The following is a 12,599-nucleotide window of genomic DNA, read 5'->3' on the forward strand; positions in this document are numbered from 1 at the left end:
TACAACGATGTCCTAACTTGACGCTTGCTTCCGCCGACTCTTTAACGCTGTTACAATCGTTAGCAAAAGGATAGGAACAACGCCTGTAACCGTTATAAATAAAGGCCAAACGGTACCTACATGTCCCATGAATTCCAATTCGTTCCGGAACATGGTCAGTGAGATCATTCCCGTAAAAAATGCTATAGGGAAAATCAGAATCTTGTCATCCTGCAGTTGGAATAATTGGGTTAGCCCCAAATTGATCACAAACAGCACAATGGTTGCTTTCATATAGGAGCCAGCGATCAATGTCATGCCAATTACTGATTCGACCCGTTCAATGATATCCGCGAGTTCAATCAAGCGCGCAAGTGTAAATAAGGAAAATTTGATATTCCCAGCCATCGGCCCCAGCGCCATGATCGTGCATACAATTACCAAGGTTAGCGAGAGCCCGCTGATTAGAAGCGATGCAAACATAAATTTACCTAGAGGTTCTTGGTCCTTTCTCACAAACGGAAGAACCATCGAAAACAAGATCAGCTCTGCATATGGAAATCCATAAGCGATATAGGCGCCATGCAGAACCGGTTTGAAACCTTTTGGAAATAAAGGCATTAGCAGTTCCACACGATAGGCAGGCAGTGTTAAAAGCATAACTATGGCGCTGAATATAAATATCGTGATCAGCAGTAAAGTAAACATCCTGGCCATGACTTCAATACCTGAACGAACAGTCAGTGCCGCTGTGAAAAGTATTAAAAAGTGAAAGACATAAGTCGGCGTTTCCCTCATCATCGTACTCTTGAAAAATCCGCCGATGTCCACCACGATATTGGCAAGCATCATGAAAGATAACAAAAAGAAGGGAATGACTAAAATAATGGTCAATACTCTTCCAACGGCCTGCCGACTGTACTGGATGAGCGTCATTTCGGGATATTTCCGGTACAGATAGAGAATACAGCTCAACAAAAGCATCCCTAATCCGTTCGCCATCCACAGAGACATCCAAGCGGCATTTTTTGCCGCTCCAGTTAAAGGCGCCGGTATATTTACGATTGACGAACCGGTCAGAAATGAGAGGAACAGCGTCGCCATTTGCCGCGAACTAACCGTTATCCGCTTTTTCATATTGACTGCCCCCTCTTTGGAGTTTTTGGGGATACAAATTAGCTTCAGAAGCATAAGTTTGGTTAAGATGGAACTTTGATAGACTCCACAATTTTCTCAGCCGGATCTTTCAAAAAGAAATGAACCAATTCGTCCAGATTCGGCCAACGCAGATCCAGCACATAAATAAGACTTGGATATAGAGAAGCGATCATTAATATACTATGAACGAACCTCTCCCTACTGCTTGCTTGCTTCAGATTCAGACCATCATGAGCAAAAATGGCGGTGTATGCCACAAGCAAAATCAAGATTTTCTCGATCATCGTTTTCTCCCCGTTCGCCCGTATTGCAAAGATCGGGACTATTTGGCAACCGGTTCGCCAAGGTTAGCTCCTGTATTGAATATATTTGCTTTAACCTCAACGGTAAATGCTATACCCTGAAATCGTTCTTCCCAATCCGGCTTCATGCGATACCATAAAGCTGGATCCTTGCGGTATATGCGATTTCCGATTCCAAGCACATCCATTTTTTGCTTCTGGATAAGAAGCAAGGTACTTTTCATATCCTGTTCGATAACCTTTTGGACTCTTTTGTTAAATTTCTCTACGTCCTCCGGGGTTTTCAGATTCGTACAGATAAGTTCGCCGAAATACCCATCAATTTTGGTCGAAACATGGACGGCCACCGAATCCCCCTTGATTTTCAATTTGAGTTTCGTCTTTAGTGTCGAGACTTCAACGGCTTCCACCTTCTTCATTTTCTTTTTGCTCTCACCCGGGCATTCGACTTGGAGAATGCCTGATTGATATTCGTCCAACAGCATTAATAAGCTTTCGATTTTTTTTGGTGGCAGCACATTAACCAATTTCCCTTTCTTCATCAGCGCCAGTCCGGTAACGGGAGAGCTTAGCGGCTTATTCTTCGGGTCAAAATAGACATACGGTACAGCGGCAACGCCTGTTTCGCTTTTCAATTCCAGCATCAGATCAATAAAGGAGGCTTTTAAAGACTTCCCTGTAAACTTATATGCCACTAGTTCAGACTCGCGCAATTGCTGACCCATGGACGTTTCGACAAACGGCTTGCCTTTTTTCAAATATAGCTCCGCCCTATCTTTGCCGATCATAACGCTTATCGTTGCCCGTGGTTCGTGATCCCGTGAGAAAAAATCCAGGATCTCGCCGATATTCCTTTTTCTAGCAATTTCTTCTCCGATGATTAGAACCCGCATATGGCTCCACTGCGCCTTCCGGCCGATATGAATGGTCATATCGCGGATCGCTTCAAACAAGGACTTATCTCTTGTTTTAATATTGATATAGCTTTCTCTAGATGGTCCTCCTTGTGTTTGTTTACTTCCCGTCATCGGCCTATAGAATTGGATGGTCAGTTCAATATCTTTCCCGTCTTCCGACTCATCAATTGCAACTCCCTGAACAAAAGCAAGGGTATCCAGCTCGACTCTATTCCAGCATCCGGTTAAGAAGACAAGAACTACAAAAGTTAATGCAGCAGTTCCAAATGTTCTCACCGTTCATCCTTCTTTCCTGTTATCTGTAAGCCGATTATGCTTGTGACGATTTCTCGGCGAGCGAAGTTGAGAAATCAGCGGCGCCCTGATAAACACATCGCGTAATTGTCGTGGGCGAAGTGGTCCTAACGAAGCCAGATAAGGCTGACCGAGCGAACGTAAACTCATCATATGCAGCAGCAGCAGCAGGATCCCGATCATCAGCCCAAACCCCCCCAAAAAAGCGGAAATGCACATCACGAGTATTCGCAGGACTCGGACAGCAGTTTGAAGACTATACTGCGGGAGCGAGAATTTGGCAATCCCGGTAAGGGCCACCACGACGACCATGATCGGGGAGGCTATGCCGGCATTAATGGATGCTTCCCCGATAACCAAAGCACCTACGATACTGACGGCAGAGCCGACGGGGCGCGGCAATCGAACCCCCGCTTCGACCAGAATTTCGAAAAAAAAGACCATGATCAACGCCTCTATAAAGGCCGGAAATGGAATCCCTTCTCGCGTATTGAGAACCGCTAGCAGCAGCACAGTTGGAATCAGCTCGGGATCAAAGGTAGTCAAAGCGATATAGATGCTTGGAAGGAATACAGTCAAGAAAAAAGCTATGAATCTTAACCATCTGATAAAGGACGAAAAAACCGTTCTTTGGTAATAGTCTTCAGGAGACATCAAAAACTCGAGGAATAAACCGGGACAGATCAGAATCGACGGACTTCCAGAAACCATCACAATGATCTTGCCGTCCAAGAGGGCAGCAGCAGCTACATCAGGACGCTCCGTAACCCGGGATTGCGGTAATGGCGAGTATACCGACTCCTCAAGCAGTTCTTCAATATAGGAAGTTTCCAATACTTCCATTTCTTTGGCTGGTGTGATCCGCTCCTGAAACTCCGCCAACGTTTCCGGATTCACGGCTCCTTCTATATAAGCATAAGCAACCTCGGAATGCGATTTCCCCCCGGCTTTGAAGAGTTCCAGTTTAAAGTCAGGGGTTTTCAAGCGAATCCGTATCAGACCAATATTCTGACTCAGATTTTCTACCGTGCTCTCGTGCGGACCTCTCACCACCGGCTCAATCAGGTTCTCCGTCACTTGTCTCTCTTGAAGCGTTATCGCTCTGAAGCTCAGTGCTTTGTCCCAATGATCGAAAAAGACAACAACGTTTCCTTCCAATATATCTTCAACCGATCTGTTCAAATCTCCTATCGTATGTGCGGTTTCAACGGAAGCCCCATGACTCTCGAAAAAGTTGATCACATCGCCTGGTTTGATATCTGTGGCCATTCCTATTTGATGGGGAACCAGATCCTGCATGACGGTTTTAAAATAATTTTCCTTTTTGTCTTTAACCAATGTTATACAATAAATGCCCATCGCCTCATATTGGAGATTGGGTCCATAATACCACGGAATGAAAATGATATCTTTACAGTTCGCAAAAATTTGCTCCAACCGCTTTCTGTTTACAGACAGGCTCGACGAAATCGCTTCATGCACTTTCAATAGTTCCTGCATAGCTGCATCCTGAATTATGTTAGGGGAGGATGAACTTTTCATGCGATGTTTCTTGAAAAATTTGGTTATATTCATTCTGACCCCCATCCTTTCTGCAGCATAGTCGGAAACTAATTTTATAATCTCCCATAATATGTATAGTTATACACCAACGAGGATGACATATCGGTCATTCATTCGCTATAATCCATTTTTGCTAACTTGCAGTTTTTTCTTCTGCCGGATTTTCCCTACAATAAGCAGCAGCAAGGGCAAGCCGATCATGTTGACAGGAAGTACAAATGGAACCCAGTAATGGTAACCGGATCATGTTCTTCCAATTTTCCACTTGTAAAAACTAAGCTGTTCCGTAACTGGTAACGAACATATAAATAGACAATTTAATGAATACGCTGGCGATCCAGATGACAACGGCAATGGCGTCCAAGTTTTCAATGAACCCAAAAACAGCAATCTTTTTTGTCATTTCAAAAAATGGATACCACATTTTGGAGGTGAGATTGACGCCTACCGTTAAAATGACCATAATCATCGATAGCAGCACGCCAAAACTGGCAATGGCAACACCCCAAATCACGTAGGGGGATCCCTTGCGTGGCGTAAAAAGAAAAGATGAAATCATGACAAATTCAACCGCATGTCCAAGGTAGGAAGCGGGGGGAAGCGAACCCTTGATAATAGCCCCCATACCGCTGTCCGCATAAAAGGGCAGCAGACGGTTCCATTGTATGTTGGTGACGCTTGTGGTCAAGACCAGCAATACCATCAAAAAAATAACGGGTCCCAATATTTCGCTGACACGTCCGATCCCATCAATCCCTCCGGAATAGGTCACATAGATAACGATCAGAACCATAGGCAATATGATAAATATTCCCGGAGTTGTATTAAGAAGCAGAACTCGGAGCAGATCACTGAATTGGCGTAGAACAATGGGAATGATGGTATACCATTGGACAAGATAGACAACGATGACGATCTTGCCGAGCCATTTTCATTATCCTAAATTCCTCCAATCTTTATATATGTAAAATGAGTAAATCAATTATGTATAATGACTCTTCTTATTCTGTTAATTATCACATTTTAAATATATTGTATTCCAATGAATTTAGTGTGGATTTATGATATTCTAAACTTATCACCGCAGGATCAAGTTCCTTCGATGAAATGAAGTTCTAAAGGAGATAAACAAATGACAAATCAGAATAGCCCTGCCAGCTCCGTTTCGGCTCTTTCCTTGTTCGAACCTTTCCGTTCGGAACATTTGGAATTGGCCAACCGAATTGTTATGGCCCCCATGACACGTGGCTTCTCGCCAGGGGGAGTTCCGGGACAAAACGTTGCGGATTATTATCGCCGTCGTGCCGAGCACGGTATCGGACTCATTGTGACAGAAGGAACGCTCATCAATCATCCGGCTGCTGGTGCAAGCCCGAACTGGCCGAATTTTCATGGAGAAGCTGCCTTGCAAGGTTGGGCAAGAGTAGCAGCCGGCGTACACGAGGCTGGAGGTAAAATCATTCCACAGCTATGGCATGTGGGGACGACACGCAAGGTAGGAAGCGAACCGAATCCTGAAGTGCTTCCCGTAGGCCCGTCCGGACTCGATCTGACGGGAGAGAAGGTATCTGAGCCACTAACGGTAGAAGAAATTGCCGAGCTTGTCGCGGCATATGCGCAAGCCGCTGCCGACGCCAAACGAATCGGATTTGACGGTATCGAGCTGCATGGCGCACATGGTTACTTAATTGATCAATTCTTCTGGGAGAAAACGAATCAGCGTACTGACCACTACGGTGGAAGCTTGGTTGCCCGCACCCGATTCGCAGTTGAAGTCATCGAGGCTTGCCGGCATGCAGTCGGCCCTGAATTTCCTATCGTGTTCAGATTCTCGCAATGGAAAGGTCCTGATTATGCAGCCAAATTAGCGAACACACCGGAGGAACTTGCGCAGTTCTTGGCTCCATTGGTTAAAGCCGGGGTCGATGTGTTCCACTGCTCAACCCGAAGATTCTGGGAGCCTGAATTTGAAGGCTCTACTCTGAACCTTGCGGGCTGGACCAAGAAACTGACAGGCAAACCGACCATTACCGTTGGCTCCGTCGGATTGGATGTTGAATTCACGAAGCTTTTCCGTGAAGGCGCTGGTGCGAATGCTGTGCATCTTGGGAATCTGGTGGAGCGATTGGAACAAGGTGAATTTGACTTGGTAGCTGTCGGCCGCGCTTTGCTGCATGATCCCGAATGGGCCAACAAGATTCGCGATGGCCGCATGAATGAACTGCTGCCCTTCACTCCAGAATCTATCAATACACTCTATTAATGGTAAATTAATACAAAAACGCCCTCCATGCCATATTCACATGGAGGGCGTTTCTATTACATAGTAAGAAACGAGCTAAAAGCGGCTTTTGCAGGAGCATTGAATCATTTCCTACTATCTGCCCGTACGGTCATTGAAATCATCGATTATCTCCGTTAGTGGAAAATCTCAATACGTTCCATGAAAGCTTAGGAATTACAACATTTCGCACTTTATCCCCATGCTCAATCATACTTGCTATTCGTGGTACAACCTTATTTGGTTCATCAAATGAATTCTTAGCTTCCAGATCTTGACCATCCATAATCATATGTTCAATTCCTCTTACCCCTGAAAATGACCTCAAGTCCATCGTTAACTCGACATCCTCTTTATCGCAGTTCAATACAAATAATGTTAAACTGCACGTCTCTTCATTATAAGTTGCAGCGCTTTGGATAATTGGCGCCTCCCCATAAAGATTACTCTCGAACTTAGGGCACGCTATCTGTGTTTGAATAGCTTTTCCTCTGCCATATAACGATACCTGCTGGAACGGGTAATAAATGGCTTGTTTGATTGCTTTTCCGCCCTTTTGCGTAAAAATAGGCGCAATGACATTGACCAATTGGGCGAGACAAGCCATTTTGACCCTATCCGCGTTGTTCAAAAGCGTACAAAGCATACCGCCAAAAACAAGCGCATCCAGCAACGAATAGTTATCTTCGAGAATCGGCGGTGCCACTTCCCAAGGGAACCGTGTTTGTTTCTTTTGATACCAAATATTCCATTCGTCAAAAGATAATTTAAGTGTCTTTTTACTGCGGGTTTTGGCTTTTACATAGTCAGCCGTAGACGCTACAGTTTTAATAAAATCGTTCATATCTACAAATGAGGCTAGGAAATCTTCGACATTGCCTTCGTTCTCGTAGTATCTGTGCAAAGATAAATAATCAACATGTTCATAGGTGTGCTCTAGAACGACCCTGTCCCATTCCGGGTAAGTGGGCATCAACGGGGAGGAGCTTCCGCATGTAACCAGTTCCACGGACGGGTCAACCCATTTCATGATCTTTGCAGTTTCACGCGCTTTTTTACCATAATCCTCCGCATTCATCGCACCGATTTGCCAAGGTCCATCCATCTCGTTGCCCAAGCACCAAATTTTTATGTTATGAGGGTCTGAATGCCCGTTTTTTCTTCTTAAGTCACTCCAGTAAGTGCCAGAAGTATGGTTGCAGTACTCAAGCATGTATCCCGCTTCCTGAGGCGTTCCCGTACCCAGATTAACAGCAGCCATTACTTCTGTATCTGCCTTCTTACACCAATCGACAAATTCATCGATCCCAAACTCGTTCTTCTCTACAGATAACCATGCGAGGTCAAGCCTAGTTGGCCTATTCTCCTTGGGTCCGATTCCGTCCGTCCAGTTATAGCCTGAAACAAAATTTCCTCCAGGATATCTGACAATCGGGATATGCAGCTGCTTTACTAATTCCAATACATCTTTTCTGAAGCCTTGTTCATCTGCTATAGGATGATCGGGCTCGTAAATGCCCGTATACACGGCTCTGCCCATTTGTTCGATGAAGGAGCCAAATAGCTTCGGATCAATTTCCGCAATCAAATACTCTTTATCAATCATACATTTTGCATGCTTCATCCTGTATTCTCCATTCCGATTATAAAATTCTTCTCTGTATGATTCGAAGCACCCATGTCTTAACGATCTGCAACAGGTATGCCGAAATTCGGAGTTCCGTCCTCATTCCAGTCTAATTTTTGTGCTCGCGCATGGCGATTGGGGTCAAACAGCGGATCACCGATTATTTCCTTATAGCTTCGGGAATGATAAATCATAATATCCTCTGAACCGTCTTCCGATATAGTAAAGCAATTATGGCCAGGGCCATATTGTCCGGCTTCGTCATTGCTTTTAAACACGGGCTCCGGGGACTTGATCCATGATTTCGGGTCTAATAAATCACTTGTATCCAAAGCTGTCAATAGCCCCATACAATAATTGCTATCCGTGGCGCTCGCAGAATAACTGATAAATATTTGACCGTTTTTCTTCAATACAGCAGGCCCCTCATTGACCCAATAGCCTACTATTTCCCATGGATACTCCGGTTTCGTAAGCAAGATCTGTTTGCCTTTAATCGTCCATGGATTAGACATTTCAGCTATATAAAGATTCGAGTTCCCTTCGATTTCGGGATCTTTTTGTGCCCAAACCAGATACCTTACTCCTTGATGTTCAAAGGTTGTAGCGTCCAGAGCAACGGATTCCCAGTTTGTTTGAAGCTGGCCTTTTTCCACCCATGCCCCTTCTATCGGATTCACGGATTCATTTTCAAGAACATACATCCGGTGGTCCCACACCTCGTCCAAGTTCTCATCCGATCCTCCGGCAGCAAAATGGATATACCATTTACCATCGATAAAATGGATTTCAGGCGCCCAAATAAGTGAACTCATTTTACCCGCAGCATGTTTTCTCCATATGATAGTCGGAATTGCGGATTCCAGTCCCTGGATGGTTGCGGCTCTTCTTAGTTCAATGCAGTCAAATGCCGGAACTGATGCCGTAAAATAATAGTAACCATCTGTATGTTTATAAATCCATGGGTCTGCACGCTGCAGGACAATTGGATTTTTATACTCCCGTTTAATTTTCAATGTTCCATTTTCCTCAATTATAGGCAGAAATACAGTCCTTTCATCCGGAGTACGATTAGGTCTATGGATGGTTAGCATGAATGTCCCGTCAAAAGTTGTAAACAGCATGCCATGCCCGCCATCTTTGGCAAATAACGGCTCATCATCATGCAGCCATGGTCCCGTAATTTGTCCTGTTGCAGAACGCGCAATCCCAATTGCGTATCCATCAGCGCCATGGCTTGACCACAGCATCAGGAGTTCGCCATTTTCCGCCCGATACAAGAAAGGCCCATCTGTCACAAAGTTATTTTTTTCGGTTGAAGCGGCACTTCTTGCAAATCCACAAACCCACGATGCTTCTGATGCATGAAATAAAATCACTGGTGCGCCAATGACAGATTTGAAATCCTTCATTAATTGGACAGCACACATTTCGCCATCTTGCACCTGCAGCCATTCATGACAAAATACCATCCAGGGAATCCCTAAATCATCAACGTATAGAGTTCCGTCCAGACACTCCCAATCAGAAGGGGTAATAGGACCATCCGAATGCGGAATAAACGGCCCAAGTGGATGCTCTGAGACCAGGATTTGCGTTCCCCTGCATCTGTTATCTGCCTTAAAGCTGGCAAACATATAATACTTGCCCTCATAACGGTAAACTTCAGGGGCCCAGTAATTTTGGTCCGCCCAGAAGTCGGCTTCCGGCCGAAAAGCAGGGAACGGTCCTTCCCAATTTTCAAGGTCCAAGCTCACATACACATCAAAGCCCGTCGCTTTTCCTTCCCAAGCATTTTTATCTGTAGTTCCATAGAGGTAGTACTTCATTTCATTTGTATCCGTCAGTATGAAAGGATCTCGTATTTGAATTTCTTCTCTCTTTAACATAAGCTGCTCATGCTCCTTATCCTTAATAAGTGCCTAAAGAAGATGGCTAAGGCCATCCCCTTCAGGAAATATTACTGCACCTGAAATTAAATCATAAAAATCTTATTGAAAAGCTACAGTCGGATTCCAGGTCGTTTCATCAACGTTAATGTTTCCGTTTTTATTCACAATAAAATAAATCATATCATTAGCTGCAACACTTGTCGTAATATCGTGCGTGACCCCAACGGTATCTGTTCCGCTAATATATTGCCATCCGCTTGCAGGCCAGATCTGCGTACCGTTTTTCATTATCTTCACATTTACGCCATCACCGCCGCTGTTCCCTTTCTTTGGATTGCCGGTGATTCTTACCGATCCAGCTACAGGAGCTGTCCATGCGACCACGGAATCGTTAATATCCGGATGTATTTGTGTCGGAGTCCAGATGCGGTTATACGTGTACGTGCCTTTCCACGCGTTAATGGACGCATTCCATGTCATATTCGAAAAAGCTCTCCCATTTGATTCCATATAACTCCAGTATCCAGAACCCTGAGTCGTTGAAAAATCATTGGAAAGTGTAGACGCGTATCGGACCATAGGGTCCCAATTCGTTGCATCGTTGTTGGTGGTCGAGTTTTTATTTACTATAAAATAGATCATATCATTTGCCGCAACATTGATTGTTACATCGTGCGCCACTCCTGATATGTCTGAAGCACCGATTGCCTGCCATCCGCTTGCTGGCCATAGCTGCGTACTGTTTTGCATTAGCTTAACATTCACGCCGTCACCGCCGGTACCTGCTTTCCTTGGTTTACCTGTGATTCTAACCTGTCCTGCCTTCGGTGCCTTCCATGCCAATACGGTATCATTGGTGTCAGGATGAAGAACTCCTGCGGACCAGATCCGGTTCCATGTTCCTGCACCCTTCCATGCATTCAGGCTTGAATTCCAGGTCATATTCGAGTAAGTGCTGCCGTTATATTGCATATAGTTCCAGTTTTTCTGACCTTGTGTCGTTGAAAAATCCAGTGAAAACTTATTCGTCGTATTCGCATCATAAGTGCCATTCGTACCGTACTCTTGAGCTCCAATATCCGGCATCAGATTATACAGCGTGCTGCCCCAGAAATCTACCCCGCCATTATCGGCAGTTGGTATACCTTTATCAATAGCTGCTGAAGTCGATTGAAGCTTGTAATTGTCGGCATAGCTCATACCGTCGCCAACAACGCCTGGATTCACAAATGCAGGATCTCCAGTCACTGCATTACCGTCGGCAGAGTTTGCTGCTTCAGGATAGTACAAATTATTGTCATATAAGGAAGATGCCCAGTTAGGACTTGTTTGGAAATTGAAGATGTTGTTCCAGAATCTATATGAGCTGCCGTCAGCGCCTTGACTTGCATCAAGTGAACCGCTGGACTTATAGAACGTATTGTTGTAGAAGTCAGCTGGCCTATCGTCAGTTCTTGCTATATACCCGAGATCATCGACGCTAACGTTATATCTTAGTACTGTTTTAATATAGCCATTCGGGGTGATATGCGCACAATCAAGCCAGAATCCGCCTTCGTTCCCATGGGTATAATTGTACTGGAAGTAAATCGTTCCGCCTGTTCCTAAATCCGTATCAAACCCTGTACCGTCAGCATCAAACAGTTTAGTTCTGGCTACCTCATTGTATTGAAAAACAGTGTTTTTCGAGATAATTTCCCACATACCTGCAATAAGATGTGTATCGGCTTGGTTACCGTTGTAACCGGCATCATAAACCGAATTATGTTCAATAAGTGCGTTTAGGGTACTGCCAATAACCGTACCGTCCGAACCTGTTTTACTAATAATATTGTTTCTAACAACTACATTGGTAAACAATTGGTCAGCAGTCGTACCACCTGTTGAATCAACCTTAATACCGCTTGTCAAAACATCATGAATATTGTTATTTTCAATCAACACATCATCAAACATGTCCGTCGGTGTAGCGTCACCATCAAATCTGATAAGAATTCCCGAGTTATCATACATACTTTGACCCGCGGGCATTGATCTTCTGTTTTCTCCGGTTACATCGTGGATATTGTTGTTTGCAATGTGAATGCCATGTGTAATCCCTGTTGTTTTAGCAACCACTTTGATCCCGCTTCTTACGGCTCTGCTTGCCGCAATGTTGGTCAATTCCAGGTTGTTAATTGTCCAGTATTCCTGACCATTCAGCAAAACCGATGCCGCAACACCGCCTCCTGCTATCAATGGTTTATTACCGGTTCCATACATGTCAATGGTGATTTGGTTGGTACTATTCCCTGAACCCAGAGGGCTCAGCATTCCCGACCATGAGCCTCCGGCTTTAAATAAAATTTGGTCGCCCGGCTGGAAGGTAATACTGTTAACCTTGGTTAATGTTTGCCATGCAGCGGATGTGCTTGTACCGCTGTTGGAATCGTTTCCTCCTGAAGAATCAACATAATAAATAGTACCTGCCGCCTGTACGGTCGCTACTGGAATGGTTATTGCCATCAGCATCATAATGAGGAGCCATGCACTTGCAAATTTTTTCACAATTTGTATCCCCTTTCAACGCTAGGTTGTTTGATTATT

General features: G+C 44.6%; 9 protein-coding genes and 1 pseudogene. 1 reads left to right on the plus strand and 9 read right to left on the minus strand.

Annotated elements, in window-relative coordinates; all coding sequences use genetic code 11:
- Positions 1–12: 12 nt before the first annotated feature.
- From QFZ77_RS29705 to QFZ77_RS29725, 5 genes are all read right to left on the minus strand, one after another.
- A complete protein-coding gene (locus QFZ77_RS29705; RefSeq protein ID WP_307445159.1) occupies positions 13–1,116 on the minus strand; it encodes a GerAB/ArcD/ProY family transporter in 1,104 nt (367 codons plus the stop codon).
- Between the two features lie 62 nt (positions 1,117–1,178).
- Complete coding sequence (locus QFZ77_RS29710; RefSeq protein ID WP_307445162.1) at positions 1,179–1,421, minus strand: hypothetical protein; 243 nt, start codon at positions 1,419–1,421, stop codon at positions 1,179–1,181.
- A 38-nt stretch (positions 1,422–1,459) separates the two neighbouring features.
- A complete protein-coding gene (locus QFZ77_RS29715; RefSeq protein ID WP_307445164.1) occupies positions 1,460–2,632 on the minus strand; it encodes a Ger(x)C family spore germination protein in 1,173 nt (390 codons plus the stop codon).
- Positions 2,633–2,635: 3 nt separating this feature from the next.
- Complete coding sequence (locus QFZ77_RS29720) at positions 2,636–4,225, minus strand: spore germination protein (protein ID WP_307445166.1); 1,590 nt, start codon at positions 4,223–4,225, stop codon at positions 2,636–2,638.
- A gap of 262 nt (positions 4,226–4,487) precedes the next feature.
- The gene (locus tag QFZ77_RS29725; RefSeq protein WP_307449953.1) at positions 4,488–5,129 is read right to left on the minus strand and encodes a GerAB/ArcD/ProY family transporter; all 642 of its coding nucleotides are present in this window, start codon (positions 5,127–5,129) and stop codon (positions 4,488–4,490) included.
- Between the two features lie 216 nt (positions 5,130–5,345).
- Between QFZ77_RS29725 and QFZ77_RS29730 the strand changes: the two genes are divergently transcribed.
- Entirely contained in the window at positions 5,346–6,476 is a 1,131-nt protein-coding gene (locus tag QFZ77_RS29730; RefSeq protein WP_307445168.1) for an NADH:flavin oxidoreductase, read from the plus strand.
- A gap of 139 nt (positions 6,477–6,615) precedes the next feature.
- On the opposite strand, the gene arfA is transcribed toward QFZ77_RS29730, so the two are convergent.
- From arfA to QFZ77_RS29750, 4 genes and pseudogenes are all read right to left on the minus strand, one after another.
- Positions 6,616–8,118 carry an arabinosylfuranosidase ArfA gene (gene arfA / locus QFZ77_RS29735; protein WP_307445170.1) on the minus strand — a complete coding sequence of 501 codons (1,503 nt, stop codon included), beginning with the start codon at positions 8,116–8,118 and terminating at the stop codon, positions 6,616–6,618.
- A gap of 59 nt (positions 8,119–8,177) precedes the next feature.
- Positions 8,178–9,137, minus strand: coding sequence for a glycoside hydrolase family 43 protein (locus QFZ77_RS29740; RefSeq protein WP_307449956.1), 960 nt, complete (start codon positions 9,135–9,137; stop codon positions 8,178–8,180).
- Positions 9,138–9,182: 45 nt separating this feature from the next.
- Positions 9,183–10,010 (minus strand): annotated as a pseudogene (locus tag QFZ77_RS29745) (glycoside hydrolase family 43 protein); the annotation flags it as partial.
- A 102-nt stretch (positions 10,011–10,112) separates the two neighbouring features.
- Positions 10,113–12,560, minus strand: coding sequence for a right-handed parallel beta-helix repeat-containing protein (locus QFZ77_RS29750; RefSeq protein ID WP_307445173.1), 2,448 nt, complete (start codon positions 12,558–12,560; stop codon positions 10,113–10,115).
- Positions 12,561–12,599 lie beyond the last annotated feature (39 nt).

The sequence above is a fragment of the Paenibacillus sp. V4I3 genome, assembly GCF_030817215.1.
Lineage (GTDB): Bacteria > Bacillota > Bacilli > Paenibacillales > NBRC-103111 > Paenibacillus_E.